The following is a 16,602-nucleotide window of genomic DNA, read 5'->3' as shown; positions in this document are numbered from 1 at the left end:
AACACCGCCGCGTTCCTGGTGAGTTCCCTGATCGTGATCATGATGCCGGGCCCCGACCTCGTCCTGATCACGGGTCTGGTGCTGAACGGGTCCCTGCGGGTGGCCACCGCGGCGGCCCTCGGGATGATCACCGCGGGGGCCGTCCAGGCCGGCCTCGGTGCGGCCGGGCTGGCCGCGTTGCTCGCCGCCAGCCCGGGGCTGTTCGCGGCCTTCCGGTGGGCCGGCGCGCTCGTCCTGCTCGGCTGGGCGGTGCTCGCCCTGCGGCGGTTCTCCCGCCCGGCCGGCTCCGGGGGCGCGGCGGCCGGGGCGGCTCCGGCGGCCGGGGCGGTCGCGCAGGCCGGGGCGGCTCCGGCCGGGGCCGTCGCGATCACGGCGGCCGGACCGTCCGAACGGCAGGCCTTCGTGCAGGGTCTGCTGTGCACCGGGTCCAACCCCAAGGTGGGCATCTTCCTGATGGCGTTCCTGCCGCAGTTCGTGCCCTCCGGAATGGCCCCCGAGGCGGGTGTGCCCCTGCTGGCCGCCTGCTACCTGGCCCTGGGGCTCATCTGGCTCCTGACGTGGATGCGACTGGTCCACCGGCTCGCCCGGCACCTGCGGTCCCCGCGGACGCTGCGCGTCGCCGACGGGCTCACCGCCGTCGTGTTCGGCGTGTTCGCCCTCCGGCTGGCACTCGGCGGGTGACGCGGCCGCCGCCCGCGTCACACCGCGTGCAACCGCTCCGTGTCCTCCCGCAGCGCCAGCCGGCGCGCGTAGCGCAGGAGCGGCGCGGGGAGTGAGAAGCGGCCGGGCACGCCCTCGCGGAGCAGGCTCGCCCCGACCAGGCGGCGCAGCACGTGCGTCGCCTCCGGCGGGGTCGTCTGCGCCAGGTCCGCCATGGTGTACGCGTTGACCAGCCGTCCCCCGGTCCGCGCGAGCAACCGGAAACAGCGGCGCACGGGTTCCGGCATGGACCGGTAGGAGGGTTCGAACGCCGCGTGGGCCGCGGCGAACAGGTCGTCGCTCGCGACCGGCGGGTCCGCGAACGCCCCGGCCTCCTGCAACTCGACGCACAGCTGGGCGATACCGCTCCCGGGATACTCCGCGAGCCGGGCCGCGAGCAGCCGGATCGCCAGCGGGAGCCCGCCGCAGTGCCGGACCAGCGCCATCGCGGCCAGCGGCTCGGCCTCCACGCGGCCGCCGCGCACCAGCTGGCCCAGCAGAGCGAGCGCCTCGTCCGGGTCGAGCACGTCGAGGTCGATCCGGGGCACACCGTCGCGGGCCACCAGCCCCGGCAGGGTGTTGCGGCTCGTGACCAGGACCGCGCACCCCGCCGTCCCCGGCACGAGCGGCCGGATCTGGCTCTCCTCGCGGGCGTTGTCCAGCACGATCAGCATCCGCCGGTCCGACAGCAGGGTGCGGTAGAGGTTCGCGGCCTCGTCGAGGGTGTCGGGGATCTCCGTGTCGCGCACGCCCAGCGCCCGCAGGAACGAGGCGAGCACCCTCCCCGGGTCCAGGGCGCGCCGGTCGCCGTACCCGTGCAGGTCGCCGTACAACTGCCCGTCCGGGAAGCGCTCTCTCACCCGGTGCGCCCAGCGCACGGCGAGTGCCGTCTTGCCCACTCCGGGAAAGCCCGTGACCAGCGCCGCCGGGACCTGCCCGCCCCGCTCGAAGGCGGGCAGCAGGAGGAGCCGGTCCAGCTGTTCGAGCTCGGCGCCGCGGCCGACGAACCCCGTGCTCGCGGCCGGGATCTGGGACGGCCGGGGCCGCGGCGGCGCGGTGACCGGCCGCGGTACGGGCGTCGGCGCGCCGGCGGGCGTCCGTTCGGCCACCGGTCCCGTCCTCGGCCAGGGGAGTTCCTGGTGCAGGATCCGCAGGTGGGCGCGGCGCAGTTCGGCGCCCGGCTGGACGCCCAGCTCCTGGTCCAGCCTGTCCGTCACCGCGGCGAAGACCCGTAGTGCCTCCTGCTGTTCCCCGCAGCTCGCCAGCGCGAGCATCAACGAGGCCTGGAGGCCCTCGTGCAGCGGCTCCTCCTCGGCGGCGCCGCGCAGCGCCTGCACCACCTGACCGGGCCGGTGCAGTTGCAGGGCGAGGTCGGCGTACAACAGCAGGCTCTCCACCCGCTGCCGGGCGGCCGCCGTCGCGGCGGGATGGTGCGGCAGCAGGGGTTCGCCCGCCAGGAGGGGGCCGCGCCAGCATCGGTAGGCGCGTGCGGCCAGGTCGTGGGCGGCCGCCGCGTCCCCGGCCCGGTGCGCCTTCCGGGCCCGCAGCGAAAGGTCCTGGAAGCGGGTCAGGTCCACCTGGTCGCGGTCCAGGGCAAGCGCGTACCCGGTGTGCGTACGCGTCAGGAACGACTCGGCGGGCAGCCCGGCGACGGAGTCGGAGGGCAGCAGCAGCCGTCGCGCCTGGCTGACGTAGGTGTGGACCAGGCTCTGGTACGAGCGGGGCGGGTCGTCCGGCCACAGGGCGTGGGTGATCTCCCCCAGGGTGGCCGGCTCCGGGTGCTGGAGCGCCAGCAGGGCTAGGAGGCGCCGGACTTTCGTCGCCTGTACGGGTGTCTCGGTGCCCCGGTACCGGACGGAGAGCGGCCCGAGGATGCCGATGCGCAGGCGCTCGTCACCGGGGCACCGGTCACCGGACCGCCCGCCGGCGGGGCGTACGGCACCGCGGGCGGGCAGGGAGAGCTGCCGAGCCGCGTCCGCGTCGAGGCCCAGTGCGTCGGCCAGCAGTTGCATGGTCCGTGTCTGCGGGCGGCGCACCCGGCCCTGCTCGATGTCGCGCAGCGTCCGCACGCTCACTCCGGCACGTTCCGCCAGTTCGTGCTGGGGCAGGCCGGCCCGCCCCCGGAACGAGCGCAGCCGTTCACCGAACGACCAGCCGCAGTCCTCCGTGGATCTCGTCCCGAAAACGCGGTTCTCCAACGTTCCCCCTGGTGGCTGAGGTGCAGCGCGGTGGTCCCTGTCCAGCGGCTGCGAGCGGAAGGTGCGCGGTGACGGCACAGCGCGAGGCGCGGTCCGTCGGGATCTTCTGGGATCTTTTGGGATCTTCGGATATCGGATCGCCGTGCGGTGCCGGACGGCGCGCCGCGACGGGAAAGAGCGGAAGTGGGGGCGCGGCTCAGCGCCCACGATCCGACCGTAACGCCAAAACCTTGACCACCACGGGTGCCTTCTGGCCAAGAACACCGCTGTTTTGGCCAGAAGCGAAAAATTATCGTGTGCCGGCGTGGGCGCGGTGCAACGGTCTCGCGCGGTCCGGTGTTTCCCAGGACGATGGACGAGATGCCGCTCCCGTTGACGGAACTGCTCGCGACCGACCTGGACGACGGGTTCACCGAACTCGTCCGCACCCAGGCGGGCGCCGTGCGCTCCGTTCTGCTGCGCCTCTCGGGCTCCGCGCGGGAAGCCGACGACCTGGGTCAGGAGACCTTCCTGCGGGCCTATTCGGCCCTGCGCGAGTACTCCGCCGAGCGTCGCCGGCAGCTCCAGCCGCGCGCCTGGCTGCTCACCATCGCGGCGAACGTGTGGCGCAACCACCTGCGTACCCTGAGCCGCCGGCCGGGCGTGGCCGACGGAGCCGAAGCGGCGTGCGCCGAGACCCTGGACGACGCTCCGGGGCCGGAGCAGCGCGCCCTCGACGGGGCGCGGCGGGCCCGGCTGGTCGCCGCGCTGTGGGGTCTGCCGGACCACCACCGGCTGCCGGTGGTGCTGCGCTACATCGGCGAGTTGAGTTACCAGGAAATGGCCACGGTCCTCGACTGTCCGGTCGGAACGGTGAAGGCGCAGGTGTCGCGGGGTCTGGCCACTCTGCGCGCCGAGCCCGCCCTGGCCGTCGACCGCACCCGGCTCGGGCCGGCCCGGGAGGAACGGAAGGAGGCGGCGGGATGAGACTGCCGGACGAGCTGGGCACCCTGAGCGAGGTGGCACCCGTGGGGTTCGCGGTACGTGTGCTGGAGCGCGCCGGTGTTCCGGCGCACCGCTACGACTGCTACGTACGCGCCGACTCCCCGGTCGGCCCCCTCTACGTCGCCCACGGGCGGGGTGCGGTCACGGGTGCCGCCGCCACGGACTGGTACGCCGGCGACGGGGAGTTCGAGGAGGCCTACCGGGCCCGGACCGGGCGGTCGGTGCTCTCGGGGACCAAGCCCCCGCCGGGTCTGGCGCGGGCCCTGCGCGGGCGGGACCGGACCCTGCGCTACGACTTCGGGCCGCTGCCCGGGGAACAGAGCGCGGTCCTGCAGGCGACCCGGCTCATCCCGTTCGGGCAGCTGCGCCCGACGGCCTGGCTGGCCCGCGAGGCCGGGCTGCCCGGCCTCGCCCCCGCGGAGGTGATGGCGGCGGTGCGGGCCAATCCCGTGCCCTTGCTCGTCCCGGCGCACCGGGTGTGCCGGGACGACGGGCAGCCGGCGGACTGCGGGCTGCCGGCCGGATTCGAACGGCGACTGCGGGAAGGGGAGGGCGTGGACGCCGAGCGGGTGGAGCGGTTCGTGCGCCTCGGTGCCCGTTTCCTGGGCAGCGGGACCACGCGGATCTTCTGCTACCCGACGTGCGCGCACGCGCGGCGGATCACCGCCCGGCACGAGGTGCCGTTCACCTCGGCCGACGAGGCCGCCGCCGCCGGATTCAGGGGGTGCCGCAGCTGCCGGCCGGCCACCGTGTGACGGGCGGACCGGCCGTGCCGGGCCACCCCCTTGCCCCTCTCACCTTCCGTGCCGCCGCGCCGGCACGGAAGGTACGGGGACGTCCGCGCCGCTCAGCGGTCGCGGAGTTCCAGCGTGCAGCACTTGACGCTGCCGCCGGCCTTGAGCAGCTCGGAGAGCTCGACCCCGATCGGCTCGAAGCCGCGTGCGCGCAGCTTGGCGTGCAGGCCGGTGGCCGCGGCGGGCAGCAACACGTGGCGGCCGTCGGAGAAGGCGTTGAGCCCGAACACGGAGGCGTCCTCGGCGTCGGCCAGGATCGCGCTGGGGAACATGGCGCGCAGCACCGCCTGGCTGCCCTGGGAGAAGGCGGCCGGGTAGTACATGACCTCGTCGTCCGACAGCACGGACAGCGCCGTGTCCAGGTGGTAGAACTCCGGGTTCACCAGCGTCAGCGAGGTGACCGGGAGGCCGAAGAACTCCTGGGCCTCCGCGTGTGAGCGCGGGTCGGTGCGGAATCCGGTGCCGGCCAGCAGGCGCCGCCCGACGGTGAGGATGTCGCCCTCGCCCTCGTTGACGTACTCGGGCCACAGCGTGTCCGTGTAACCGCGGCCTTCCAGCCATCTCAGGTACGCGGGTCCCTCGGCGGTGCGCTCCGCGTGGCGGAAGCGGGCCCCGTAGACCTTGCCGTCGACCACGGTGGCGCCGTTGGCCGCGAACACCATGTCGGGCAGGCCCTCGATGGGGTCTATCTCCTCGACCACGTGGCCGAGTTCGAGGTACAGATCGCGCAGCCCCTCCCACTGCCTGACCGCGAGCGCGTTGTCGGTGGCGTGCTGCGGGTTCATCCACGGGTTGATCGAGTACGTGACGTCGTAGTGCCGGGGCCGGCACATCAGCAGACGGCGGCGGGTGGCGACCCGGGTGGGGCTTTCGGAACGGTAGAGAGCGCCGGCGGGGGTGATGGGCTCGGTGAGCGGCACGAGGGCTCCTAGTCATGGGGTGCGGATGGAGGCCCGGCCGCCCGCGGGATGTGCGGGCGGGCCGGAAGCGCGAACGCGACTGATCACTGCGGCCAATGGAAAAGGCGCTCCGCATTGACCGGAAGTAGTCGGTGATACCGGTCAATCAACCCTCTGACCAGGCCCTCCGCAGAGTTGATTGTCCGTGTCCGACTTCGCTTCCGGGCAATCGGGCGCTCCCGTGGAATGTGGACATCACCCGGTTTCGGGAGGCGAAGCAAGGACGGGAAAGAGACCCCGGACCGTCCCGGCCGACCGTACGAACCTGTCCACCTGTTCCATCTGGAGGTACTTCCATGGCGCATCGCAACGTCGAACTGCTCGCAGTCGGTGCAGGGCCGGCGAACCTCGCGCTGGCGGTCGCCGTCGAGGAGCTCGCCCCCGAGCTGGCCGGCGACACCCTGCTGATCGAGCGCGAGCAGGACATCGTGTGGCAGCGCGGCATGCTGCTGCCCGACGCGCTCAGCCAGGTCTCCTTCCTCAAGGACCTGGTCACCATGCGCAATCCGTGCAGCCGCTTTTCCTTCGTCAACTTCCTTCACTCGCAGAAACGGCTCGACGCTTTCGTCAACCTGGCCAGCTTCGTTCCGTACCGCAGTGAGATATCCGAATACTTGCAGTGGGTGGCCGACGAACTCGCCACCGTAAAGGTCGAATACGGCCGCGAATGCACCTCCGTCGAGGCCGTGAACGGCGAGGACGGCGAGCTTTCCGGCTGGGTGGTCACCCTCGCCAACGGCGACACCATCGGCTGCCGTTACCTGGTCATCGGCGCCGGCCGCGACGCCCACGTCCCCGCGGTGTTCGACGGCCTGCCGGCCGAGCGCGTCATCCACAGCACGCAGTACACGCAGCGCATCGCCGAGGTGCGCGCGGACCTGCCGCACCGGGTCGCGGTCATCGGCGGGGCGCAGAGCGCTGCCGAGCTGTTCGGCGCCGCGCTGCGGGACCTGCCCGAGTGCAGGCCGACCATGATCATGCGCTCCATCGGCCTGAACGGCTACGAGAGCAGCAAGTTCACCAACGAGCTGTACTACACGTCCTTCATCGACGAGTTCTACGAGTCCTCGCCCGAGGCCCGCCAGCAGCTGCTCGCCGAGATGTACCGCTCCAACTACGGCGGTCTGTCCCCGGCCACCCTCGACGGCCTCTACCGGCAGTTCTACCAGGACCGCCGCAGCGGCCAGGAGCGCCTGGCGCTCCACCCCATGACCGACGTGACCGGCGCGCGGATGGACGGCGAGGAGATCGTCCTGACCCTCGTCGACCGCAAGTCGGGTGCCGAGCGGGAGATGCGCACGGACCTCGTGCTCCTGGGCACCGGTTTCGTCCGCGAGATGCCGTGGGCGGTCAAGGCCCTCGCGCAGTCGATCGGACTCGACGAGATCAACGTGAGCCGGAAGTACCGGCTCGACCTGGGCCGCCCGGCGACCGCCGCCTGCTACCTGCAGGGCGTCAACGAGGCCACCCACGGCATCGCCGACTCGCTGCTCAGCGTGCTCGCCGGCCGCTCCGCCGAGATCACCGAGGACATCCTCGCGCACCGCCGGACGAGATCGCTGGAGATCCCGGCCCAGGAGCGCGAGCTGGCACTCGCCGGCGCGGTCTGAGTACCGCGCGCCCCTCACGAGCCGTACCCGCCTGACGAGGAGAGAACGACCCCCATGCTCACCAAGCAACTCGACCGCGACGCCCTGACGCACGAGAACGGGCTGGACGCCCAGCGCCTGCTGCCCTGGCCCGAGCTCAACGCCCCCTTCGAGGGTTCCTGGTGCGTGATACGCCCCGGTACCGCGTCGACGGCGCACGCCCACCACGAGTACGAGATCTTCATCGCCGTATCCGGCACCGCGGTCCTGGAGTCGCAGGGCGTCCGCAAGCCCCTCGTGACCGGCGACATCGTCTACTTCGCCCCCGGCTCGGACCACCGGGTGATCAACGAGTCCGCGGAGGACTTCGAGATGTATTCGGTCTGGTGGGACCTCGACATGACGCAGCGGTTCGCGGCACGCCACGAAGGAGCCCAGGCATGACACGCCGTACGGTCATCATCGCGCCGCCGCCGACCCCCAACGGGGATCTGCACACCGGGCACCTGGCGGGCCCTTACCTGGCCGGTGACGTGCACGCGCGCTACCTGCGGGCCTCCGGCCGCCCGGTGATCTTCACCAGCGGCACCGACGACAGCCAGACCTACGTGGTGTCCAGCGCGGCCAAGGCGGGCCTGACGCCGGAGGAGCTGGCCCTGCGCTCCGCGACGCAGATCCGCGCCACCCTGGAGGCGGCGGGCATCTCCGTGGACGGCTTCGCCCCCTTCGACAAGGGGTACCGGCAGACCGTCATCGACTTCGTCACCGACCTCCACAACGACGGCGCGTTCCGGCTGAAGACCGTGCGCCTGCCGTACGTCGAGGCCACCGGCGAGTACCTCATGGAGGGCCTGGTCGCCGGCGACTGCCCGGTGTGCCTGGTGGAGAGCCGCGGCGGACTCTGCGAGTCCTGCGGACACCCCAACAACTTCGACGAGCTGCTGCGTCCGCGCTCCACCGTCGACCCGGACGCCGTGGTCACGCACCGCGAGGCGCAGATCCTCGTGCTGCCGATGGAGGAGTACCGCGACCGCCTCGCCGACTACTACGTCCGGCACCGGGACGTGCTGCGGCCGCACACCGCGCAGCTGGTCCGCGAGGCGCTGGAGCGTCCGCTTCCGGACTTCCCGATCACCTACCCCACCGGGTGGGGCATTCCGGCGCCGTTCGTCGAGACGCCCGGGCAGGTCCTCAACGCCTGGGCCGAGGGCATGGCCGCCTCGATGTACTGCACCTGGTACGCGGCCGAGCAGCTCGGCGAGCACACCGACCGCTACGACGAGCACTGGCTGTCCGAGCACGGCATCGACCTCGTGTACTTCCTCGGATTCGACAACGTCTACTTCTGGGGAATGACGCACCTGGCCCTGCTGATGGCGCACGGCGACCGGTACGTGGAGCCGCACGCCATCGTGTCGAACGAGTTCTACGAGCTGGAGAACCAGAAGTTCTCGACAAGCAAAGGCCACGTGGTCTGGGCCGCCGATCTGGTGGCCGAGGTGCCCCGCGACCTGGTCCGCTTCTACCTGGCGCTCACCGCGCCGGAGCACTCCCGGACGAACTTCAGCCGCGAGGCGCTCGACACCCTGGCGAGCGATCGGCTCGTCGAGCCGTGGAACCGGCTCGTCCGCCGCGTGGAGGAACTGCTCGCCGGCGTCCCGGCGGACGCGCTGCTCCCGGTGTCGCGGACCGGCGCCGACCACGCCGGCATCGTCGTCGAGCGCTTCCGCTCCCACTACGAGCTGGAGAGCTTCAGCCTCCACCGGGCCGCTGACCTGGTCGTCGTCCACATCGACCGGCTGCTGAAGCAGGCGGACCGGGTGGCCGCGGACGTCCCGAGCGACCTCGGTGACCTGGTCCTCGCCGTCCGGACGCTGACGGCCTGCGCCGCTCCGCTGCTCGTCGACCTCGCGGCCCGTGCCGAGCGGGCCGGGGCCGATCTGACCCTGCCGGCCGGGGCCTTCACCACCGACCCCGTCGCTCCGCTGCGACTCCCCCTCCTGTCCACCGCGGTCGGGGCGTTCGCGCCCGTGGCCGAGCCGGCCGACATCCGAGCCTGACCTCCGAGGAGCACTGTGTCCACGATCGCCCCGCCCCGTCCCAATCGGGCAGAACGCCTGCTGATCCCCGCGACCTTCATCACCAACCTGGGCAACGGCATCCAGCTCACCGCCGCCTCGTACCTGGTCTTCACCGAGGCCAACACCATGCTCGCGGTCAGCTGGCTGATGATCGCCGTCACCATCCCGCAGGTGGCGCTCTCCCTGTTCTTCGGCAAGCTCGCCGACCGCTTCGACCGCCGGACCCTGGCGATGGTCTCCGACCTGGCCAGCGCCGCCGCCGCGATCGGTCTGCCGCTCTGGCTCGCCCTCGGCGGCAACCCGTCGACCGTCAGCTACGTGGCCAGCTTCATCCTGTCGATCTCCGCGGCCCTCTTCTTCCCGGCCAGCAACGCCCTGATCAAGGAGCGCATCCCGGAGTCCCGGCTCGCCCAGTTCAACGGCAACGCCGAGATCGCCATCCAGGCCGGCACGCTCGCCTCGGCGGCCCTCGGCGGCTGGGTGATCGTCTGGGTCGGCACCACGTCGCTCTTCTACTTCAACGCGATCACGTTCCTGGTCTCCGCCGCCCTGCTGTTCTTCATCGGCCGTCGTCCGGCCGGCCAGGCCGTCACCGAGGCCGCGGCCAAGGCCGCGTCGGCCGCCGCCGCCAAGCTGACCGTCGTCCGCCCGCCGCTGGCCCGTCTCGCGGTGCTCTACATCATCGGCAACATCGTCATCATCGTCGGCAACAGCATCATGCTGGTCCTGGTGATCGAGGGCTTCAAGTCCAACGCCGGCTACCTCGGCATCGTCGACGCCCTGTTCGGCATCGGTGCGCTGTTCGCGGCCTGGGCCTTCAAGAAGATCAGCTCCAAGGCCACCGTGCTGAAGACGGCCCTGATCGGCTACCTCGCCTTCGCGGTGCTCCTGTCCATGGAGTCCATCCACCTCTACGCGATGATGGCCGTCATCCCCTTCGCCGCCATCGCCTTCTGCGTGGCACGCATCTCGGCCCGTACCGCCCTGATGAGCGCGGCGCCCGAGGAGAAGACCGGCTTCGTCTTCGGTGCCACCAACGCCTTCGGCCTCGCGGCCGGCACCACCGCCGTCGTCCTGATCTCGCTCCTGGTGGACTCCACCAACGTGAAGAACGGCTTCTACGCCCTCTCCGCCCTGGTCGTCGTCATCGCCACCATCACCGTCATCTCGCTCGGCAAGCACGACCGCGAGGTCGCCGCCGCGGCCGCCGCCGCGGAGTCCGAGAACGTCGCCGAGCCCGCCGCCGCGGCCGCGATCAGCGAGCCCGCCGCCGAGGCCGAGGCCCGCGAGTCCGTCCCGGCCAAGGTCTGAGGGGAGAGGCACAGATGAAGCTGCTCGCCATCGAGGCCAGCCAGAACGCCACCTACTACATCTCCCGCTACCAGCAGCTCCAGGACCTCGGAGCAGAGGTCTACGTCCTCAACGGACTGGGCACCGAGGACTTCTGGGACGCGCAGCGGTACCGGATCGCAGGCTCCAAGCACATCGAGGACATCGTCACGGCCGCCAAGGTCTGGCACGCCGAGGAGGAGTTCGAGGGGGTCCTGACCTTCTCGGAGTCCGGGGTCGTCACGGTGGCGGTCGTCGCCGAGGCGCTCGGACTGCCGAGCATCGGGTTCGAGGCGGCCCGCACCAGCCGCAACAAGCTGCTCATGCGCCAGGCGCACGAGCGCGGCAGCGCGGCGCACCCCGGCTTCCGGTACGCCCCCGACGTCGAGGCCGCGCTGGCCGCCGGCGAGGAGCTGGGCTACCCGCTGATCCTCAAGCCGACCCTGGGCGCCGCCAGCAACTTCGTCTTCAAGGTCGACGACCCCGAGGAGATGGCCGCCCGCTTCGCGGACGCCACCCTGGGCATCGAGACCATGACCTGGGCGCTGATGGAGGCGGACGGCCTGGACCTCGGCCCGAACGGGATCATCGTCGAGGGCTACCTCGACGGTCACGAGCACCTCATCGAGGCGCTGGCCTGGGACGACGAGGTGTACCTCGGCTCCATCGTGGACCGGATCACCGTCGAGAGCGGGACCTTCGACGACGACGTCCACCACGCGCCGAGCTCCCTGACCCCCGAGCAGGTGGCCGCGGTCCACGAGGTGGTCCGGGACGCCGCCCACGCCCAGGGACTGCGCCGGTCCGTGCTGCACGCGGAGGTGAGGTTCCACCAGGGCAAGCCCTTCATCCTGGAGATAGCGATCCGCCCCGGCGGCGGCGGGCTGGACCACATGGCGCGCATCAGCGCCGGCCACGACCCCATCAAGTGCGTGGTGGACGTGGCCCGGGGCACCAGGCCCGATGTCTCGCACTACGCGCCGACCGGTGTGCACACCGCCGCGATGTGCCTGATCAGCGGGGCGGGCACGGTGGAGTCGGTCGACGTGCCCGCCGAGGTCCCGGACTCCGTCTTCTTCCTGAAGATCACGGCCACTCCGGGGACCGTCATCAAGCGTCCGCCGGCGGGCAACAACATCCTCGGCTTCCTGGGCGCCACGGGCGAGTCGCTGGAGGAGGCGCTGAGCACCGCCCACATCGTGGCCAGCCGCATCCGTACGGAGATGAGGCCGGAACATGGCTGAGACCCCGCGGCGCGCGGCCACCCGACGCCACTACCTGATGTGCCGGCCCACCCACTTCGAGGTGAGCTACGCGATCAACCCGTGGATGAACCCGGACAAGCCGATGGACGCCGAGCTGGCGCTGGCCCAGTGGGAGCGGGTCCGGGACCTCTACATCGGCTTCGGCCACGAGGTCTCCTTCATCGACCCGGTCCCGGGCCTGCCGGACATGGTGTTCTCCGCCAACGGCGCCACCGTGATCGACGACAAGGTGCTCATCGCGAAGTTCCGCCACCGGGAGCGGGCGGCCGAGGCCGACGCGTACCGGGCCTGGTTCGAAGGGCACGGCCACACCGAGGTCCTCGTACCGCAGCACGTCAACGAGGGCGAGGGGGACTTCGCCCCGGCCGGCCGGCGGGTCCTGGCCGGCGCGGGATTCCGCAGCGACCCCCTCGCGCACGAGGAGCTGCGCGCCTTCTTCGGCCTGCCGGTGGTCGGCCTGGACCTGATCGACCCCCGCTACTACCACCTGGACACCGCACTGTGCGTCCTCGACGACGACCTGGTGACGTACTACCCCGCCGCCTTCTCCGAAGAGAGCCGGGAGGTGCTGCGGGAGCTCTACCCGGACGCGATCCTCGCGACCCGGGACGATGCCGAGGCCTTCGGTCTGAACGCGGTCAGCGACGGACTGAACGTGGTCGTGACGGAGACGGCCACGCACCTGATCGGTGAGCTGCGCGAGCGCGGCTTCGAGGTGCACGGCGTGGACATGTCGGAACTGCTGAAGGCCGGTGGCGCGGTCAAGTGCATCACTCAGGAGATACGACACCGGTGATCGACTACGACGGCAGAAGTTTCCGCAACACCGGTTACCCGGCGGGCGAGGACGCCCCCGTCGGCCACTACCGCCAGGAAGGCGACCTGCTCTGGGCCGACTTCGACGGCGGCCCCGTCCGCCGGGGCTCGCTGAACGGCCGCGTGGAGCCCGACGGGAACCTCGAATTCGCCTACACGATGGTCCTCGCGGACGGCGAGGTGATCGCCGGCAGGTGCTGGAGCACCCCCGAGTTCCTCGACGACGGACGAATCCGGCTCAACGAGCGCTGGGAGCGCTACGGAGCCCACTCGGACAGCGGTGAATCCGCACTGGAGGAGGTACCGAGATGACCCCGCCCACCACCCCGCTCCGCGGGGGCAGCGTGACCTGGGCCTGCACCAGCGGCTTCAGCCCCGTCTTCATCTTCCCGTTCACCCCCGGCGAGTACTACGGGGTGGCCAACCTGCACGAGTTCCAGACCCTGATGTACCGCCCGCTGTACTGGTACGGCACCGGCGGCCAGCCGACCGTCGACTACGAGCGCAGCCTCGCCGAGCCCCCCGAGTGGAGCGAGGACGGCCGCAAGGCGACGATCACCGTCAAGCCGTACAAGTGGTCGAACGGCGAGACGGTCAACGCCGACAACGTGATGCTGTGGATGCACCTCCTGGAGGCCGAGAAGGACAGCTTCGGCGGCTACACGCCGGGCTTCTTCCCGGACAACCTGGCCGGCTACGAGAAGGTCGCCGAGGACAAGGTCAGCTTCACCTTCGACCGCGCGTACTCGCACAACTGGGTGTTGATGAACCAGTTCAGCACCATCACCCCGCTGCCGAGGGCCTGGGACCGCACCGGCGACGACCGCCCGGCCGACGCCACCCACGACCCGGCCCAGGCCTCCGCGGTCTACGCCTACCTGCGGGCCTGCAACGACGAGCGCAAGGGCTGGGACACCAGCCCCGTCTGGAGCGTGGTCAACGGACCCTGGCGGCTCGGCAGTTACACCATCGACGGCACCTCGGGCGAATGCGTCCTGCTGCCCAACGAGCACTACTCCGGGCCCAACAAGCCCTATCTGGACGAGTTCCGGCTGGTGCCCACCGACTCGGACACCGAGCAGTACGAGATGCTCCGCCGGGGCCCCGAGGCCGTCGACGGCGTGCAGATCGGCTTCCTGCCCTTCGACGAGGTCACGGAGCCGGCCGAGGACCCGCAGCTGGGCGGTCCCAACCCGCTCGGCGAGCACTACGACCTCGTGCCCCAGCTCACTTACAAGATCCATTACTTCCCGATCAACTTCAACAACCCCACCGTCGCGGGAAAGATCTTCAAGCAGCTCTACTTCCGTCAGGCACTCCAGTCCAGCCTCGACTCCCGGGGCGCCATCCGCGACGTCTACAAGGGCTACGGCTACCCGACCACCGGGCCCATCCCGGCCCTGCCGGACAGCCCGCTGCTCTCGCCCGCCGCGCACGAGGACCCGTACCCCTTCGACATCGACGCGGCCCGCCGCTACCTGACCGAGAACGGCTGGGACACCAGCACCACCCCGGGCATCTGCGTCCGCGAGGGCACCGGACCGGGCGAAGCGGGAGAGGGCATCCCGGCCGGCACCCCGCTGCGCTTCTCCATGCGGTACGCCAAGGGGCACGAGACGCTGACCGCGGTCATGCGCAAGTTCGCCGCGGACGCCGCGCAGGCCGGCATCGAGATCGAGCTCACCGAGGTCGAGGCGAGCGTCCTGGTCCTGGAGGACACCACCTGCACCCCGGGCCCCGACAGTCCGTGCCTGTGGGAGTTCAGCGACTGGAACGGCGGATGGGGCTACGGCCCGGGCTTCTACCCCACCGGAGAGGCCCTCTACTCCACCGGATCCTCGGTCAACTTCGGCAGCTACAGCGACCCGAAGGCCGACGAACTGATCGCGCGCACGGTGGTCAGCGACGACCTGGAGGACCTCTACGCCTACCAGGACTACATCGCGCAGCAGGTCCCGGTCATCTGGATGCCCAACTTCCCCTTCCGTCTCCTGGAGGTCGCCAAGAACCTCCGCGGCGTGGCCCCGGTCAACCCGTTCGGGCTGATCAACCCCGAGGACTGGCACTACGTCGGCGAGGAGCTGTGATGTACCAGAGGCTGCTCGACCACCTCGACGGACACCAGGCCCGCTACCGGCTGATCGACCACCCCGCCGAAGGCCGCACGGACCTGGCGAGCGTGCTGCGCGGCCACCCGCTGGAGCAGGCCGCGAAGTGCATCGTCGTCCGCGTGAGCATCACCAAGCGGGTCGGCAAGTACGTGCTCGCGGTGGTGCCCGGTGACCGCCAGGTCGACCTGGAGGCGGTCGGCTCGCTGTTCGGCGGCGGCCGGACGGCCTTCGCGACGCCGGAGATCGCCGAGCGCCTGGCCGGCAGCGTCTGCGGCACGGTGATGCCGCTCAGCTTCCACCCCGACCTGCACCTCGTCGTCGACGAGGGCCTGATCCTCACCGAAGAGATCTACTTCAACGCGGCCCGCCTGGACCGCTCCGTGGCCCTGTCCACCCCCGACTACCTGGCCATCGCCCAGCCGCAGCTCGCGGCGATCGCGACGGCCGGCGACCGGGTCCTGACCCACTCCGCGAGGTGACGAAGATGACGGAAGACGCCAAGACGACCGATGACGGCGTGGTGATCCTGGTCGGCAGCGGACAACGCGCCTACCGCGAGTACCTGCTCGCGGGCGCCGCCCGCCGGCGCCCGATCTGGATCCTGGACGCGGTGGACCCGACCTGGCAGAAGGAGTACGTCATCGGCTCGACCACCGTCGCCCTGCTCGACCGGGAACGCCTGGTGCCCGATCAGGAAGGGCTGATCAGGGCCGCCGAGGCGGTGGCCGCAGAACACCGGGTGGTGGGGGTGTTCAGCTACGACGAGACGCTCGTGGTGACCACCGCGCTCATAGCCGAGCGGCTGGGCCTGCCCGGACTGACCTCGCGGGGCGCCGACAACTGCCGCAACAAGCACCACACCCGGCAGCTGCTGACCGCCGCCGGACTGCCCCAGCCGCACTTCGCCTACGTGACCGACGCCGACCAGGCGCTCGAGGCGGCCGACTCCTTCGGCTACCCGGTCGTGCTCAAGCCCCGCGGCATGGGGGCGAGCATCGGCGTGATCCGGGTCGACCGCCCCGAGGCGGTCCGCGCGGCCTTCGAGGTCGCCGACGCCGCCGGCCGCGGTGGGAACAGCGACTACGAGGGCGGTGCGCTGGTCGAGGAGTGCGTGATCGGGCCCGAGATCAGCATCGACGGCGTGGTCTTCGACGGGGAGTGGACCCCGCTCTTCCTCGCGCACAAGGAAGTGGGCCTGGAGCCCTACTTCGAGGAGACCGGGCACGTGGTCAGCGCCACCGATCCGCTGCTGGCCGACGAGGAGCTGCTGGGCATCCTGCGCGACGCCCACCGGGAACTGGGAGTCGGCTACGGCATCACCCACACGGAGGTGAAGCTGACCTCCCGCGGACCGGTGATCATCGAGGTGAACGCCCGGCTGGGCGGCGACCTCATCCCGTACCTGGGCAGTCTCGCCACCGGCATCGAGCCGGGCGAGGTGGCCGCGGAAGTGGCGACCGGCACCCGCCCCGAGTGGACGCCGGCCCGCTCCCGCACCGTGGGCATCCGCTTCCTCTACCCGCCCCAGAACGGCACGGTCCGCTCGGTCGACGTGCCCGCCGCGTCCGACACCCCGGGGCTGCTGGAGGCGAACGTCATGGTCGGGTCCGGGACGACGCTGCTGCTGCCGCCGGACGGTTACCTCAGCCGCTACGCCAACGTGATCTGCGCCGGCGAGGACCGGCCGGGCTGCGAGGAGCACCTCGCCAAGGCCGCCGCACTGACCACGATCGTCCTCGACAGCTGACCCGTCGGCACCGGAACACGGAAAGGAGGT

The 16,602-nt window shown here is 71.3% G+C and carries 15 protein-coding genes; 13 read left to right on the top strand and 2 right to left on the bottom strand.

Annotated features, from left to right (window positions below; translation table 11 throughout):
* Window positions 1-18: 18 nt before the first annotated feature.
* The gene (locus ACZ6JT_RS19410) at window positions 19-681 is read left to right on the top strand and encodes a LysE family translocator (RefSeq protein ID WP_469211262.1); all 663 of its coding nucleotides are present in this window, start codon (window positions 19-21) and stop codon (window positions 679-681) included.
* Window positions 682-698: 17 nt separating this feature from the next.
* On the opposite strand, the gene ACZ6JT_RS19405 is transcribed toward ACZ6JT_RS19410, so the two are convergent.
* Window positions 699-2,897, bottom strand: coding sequence for a BTAD domain-containing putative transcriptional regulator (locus tag ACZ6JT_RS19405; RefSeq protein ID WP_469211260.1), 2,199 nt, complete (start codon window positions 2,895-2,897; stop codon window positions 699-701).
* A gap of 360 nt (window positions 2,898-3,257) precedes the next feature.
* Between ACZ6JT_RS19405 and ACZ6JT_RS19400 the strand changes: the two genes are divergently transcribed.
* On the top strand, window positions 3,258-3,863 hold the full coding sequence (locus ACZ6JT_RS19400; protein ID WP_469211258.1) for an RNA polymerase sigma factor: 606 nt from the start codon (window positions 3,258-3,260) through the stop codon (window positions 3,861-3,863).
* Window positions 3,860-4,636, top strand: coding sequence for an MGMT family protein (locus ACZ6JT_RS19395; RefSeq protein WP_469211256.1), 777 nt, complete (start codon window positions 3,860-3,862; stop codon window positions 4,634-4,636). Before ACZ6JT_RS19400 ends, ACZ6JT_RS19395 begins: the two co-directional genes overlap by 4 nt.
* Before the next feature lie 92 nt (window positions 4,637-4,728).
* Here the strand turns inward: ACZ6JT_RS19395 and ddaH (ACZ6JT_RS19390) are convergent, their stop codons facing one another.
* Entirely contained in the window at window positions 4,729-5,595 is an 867-nt protein-coding gene (gene ddaH, locus ACZ6JT_RS19390) for a dimethylargininase (RefSeq protein WP_376615587.1), read from the bottom strand.
* Window positions 5,596-5,930: 335 nt separating this feature from the next.
* Between ddaH (ACZ6JT_RS19390) and ACZ6JT_RS19385 the strand changes: the two genes are divergently transcribed.
* Genes ACZ6JT_RS19385 through ACZ6JT_RS19340 form a run of 10 tightly spaced genes read left to right on the top strand, consistent with a single transcriptional unit; the run spans window position 5,931 to window position 16,572 of the window.
* Window positions 5,931-7,244 carry a SidA/IucD/PvdA family monooxygenase gene (locus ACZ6JT_RS19385; RefSeq protein ID WP_469211253.1) on the top strand — a complete coding sequence of 438 codons (1,314 nt, stop codon included), beginning with the start codon at window positions 5,931-5,933 and terminating at the stop codon, window positions 7,242-7,244.
* A gap of 54 nt (window positions 7,245-7,298) precedes the next feature.
* Window positions 7,299-7,667, top strand: a complete 369-nt coding sequence (locus tag ACZ6JT_RS19380; RefSeq protein ID WP_030707659.1) for a cupin domain-containing protein — start codon at window positions 7,299-7,301, stop codon at window positions 7,665-7,667.
* Complete coding sequence (locus tag ACZ6JT_RS19375; RefSeq protein WP_469211251.1) at window positions 7,664-9,283, top strand: class I tRNA ligase family protein; 1,620 nt, start codon at window positions 7,664-7,666, stop codon at window positions 9,281-9,283. Before ACZ6JT_RS19380 ends, ACZ6JT_RS19375 begins: the two co-directional genes overlap by 4 nt.
* Window positions 9,284-9,298: 15 nt before the next feature.
* Complete coding sequence (locus ACZ6JT_RS19370) at window positions 9,299-10,615, top strand: MFS transporter (protein ID WP_469211249.1); 1,317 nt, start codon at window positions 9,299-9,301, stop codon at window positions 10,613-10,615.
* Window positions 10,616-10,629: 14 nt separating this feature from the next.
* The gene (locus tag ACZ6JT_RS19365) at window positions 10,630-11,877 is read left to right on the top strand and encodes an ATP-grasp domain-containing protein (RefSeq protein ID WP_469211246.1); all 1,248 of its coding nucleotides are present in this window, start codon (window positions 10,630-10,632) and stop codon (window positions 11,875-11,877) included.
* The gene (gene ddaH / locus ACZ6JT_RS19360; RefSeq protein WP_469211244.1) at window positions 11,870-12,694 is read left to right on the top strand and encodes a dimethylargininase; all 825 of its coding nucleotides are present in this window, start codon (window positions 11,870-11,872) and stop codon (window positions 12,692-12,694) included. The genes ACZ6JT_RS19365 and ddaH (ACZ6JT_RS19360) overlap by 8 nt, the downstream gene beginning before the upstream one ends.
* Window positions 12,691-13,026 carry an avidin-fold protein gene (locus tag ACZ6JT_RS19355; protein WP_030707650.1) on the top strand — a complete coding sequence of 112 codons (336 nt, stop codon included), beginning with the start codon at window positions 12,691-12,693 and terminating at the stop codon, window positions 13,024-13,026. Before ddaH (ACZ6JT_RS19360) ends, ACZ6JT_RS19355 begins: the two co-directional genes overlap by 4 nt.
* Window positions 13,023-14,801 (top strand): ABC transporter substrate-binding protein, encoded by a 1,779-nt coding sequence (locus ACZ6JT_RS19350; RefSeq protein ID WP_469211243.1) that lies wholly within the window; start codon window positions 13,023-13,025, stop codon window positions 14,799-14,801. The genes ACZ6JT_RS19355 and ACZ6JT_RS19350 overlap by 4 nt, the downstream gene beginning before the upstream one ends.
* Entirely contained in the window at window positions 14,801-15,304 is a 504-nt protein-coding gene (locus tag ACZ6JT_RS19345; RefSeq protein WP_388831571.1) for a YbaK/EbsC family protein, read from the top strand. The genes ACZ6JT_RS19350 and ACZ6JT_RS19345 overlap by 1 nt, the downstream gene beginning before the upstream one ends.
* A 5-nt stretch (window positions 15,305-15,309) precedes the next feature.
* On the top strand, window positions 15,310-16,572 hold the full coding sequence (locus ACZ6JT_RS19340; protein ID WP_469211241.1) for an ATP-grasp domain-containing protein: 1,263 nt from the start codon (window positions 15,310-15,312) through the stop codon (window positions 16,570-16,572).
* Window positions 16,573-16,602: the final 30 nt, after the last annotated feature.

This window comes from Streptomyces sp. NPDC046308 (genome assembly GCF_055588065.1).
Note: the sequence above shows the minus strand (reverse complement) of the source record. Positions and strands in the feature narration are given on the sequence as shown.

Coding starts and splice junctions, on each gene's coding strand:
- ACZ6JT_RS19400 (WP_469211258.1), top strand. CDS start 3,258: ATGCCGCTCCCGTTGACGGAACTGCTCGCGACCGACCTGGACGACGGG.
- ACZ6JT_RS19395 (WP_469211256.1), top strand. CDS start 3,860: ATGAGACTGCCGGACGAGCTGGGCACCCTGAGCGAGGTGGCACCCGTG.
- ACZ6JT_RS19385 (WP_469211253.1), top strand. CDS start 5,931: ATGGCGCATCGCAACGTCGAACTGCTCGCAGTCGGTGCAGGGCCGGCG.
- ACZ6JT_RS19380 (WP_030707659.1), top strand. CDS start 7,299: ATGCTCACCAAGCAACTCGACCGCGACGCCCTGACGCACGAGAACGGG.
- ACZ6JT_RS19375 (WP_469211251.1), top strand. CDS start 7,664: ATGACACGCCGTACGGTCATCATCGCGCCGCCGCCGACCCCCAACGGG.
- ACZ6JT_RS19365 (WP_469211246.1), top strand. CDS start 10,630: ATGAAGCTGCTCGCCATCGAGGCCAGCCAGAACGCCACCTACTACATC.
- ddaH (WP_469211244.1), top strand. CDS start 11,870: ATGGCTGAGACCCCGCGGCGCGCGGCCACCCGACGCCACTACCTGATG.
- ACZ6JT_RS19350 (WP_469211243.1), top strand. CDS start 13,023: ATGACCCCGCCCACCACCCCGCTCCGCGGGGGCAGCGTGACCTGGGCC.
- ACZ6JT_RS19345 (WP_388831571.1), top strand. CDS start 14,801: ATGTACCAGAGGCTGCTCGACCACCTCGACGGACACCAGGCCCGCTAC.
- ACZ6JT_RS19340 (WP_469211241.1), top strand. CDS start 15,310: ATGACGGAAGACGCCAAGACGACCGATGACGGCGTGGTGATCCTGGTC.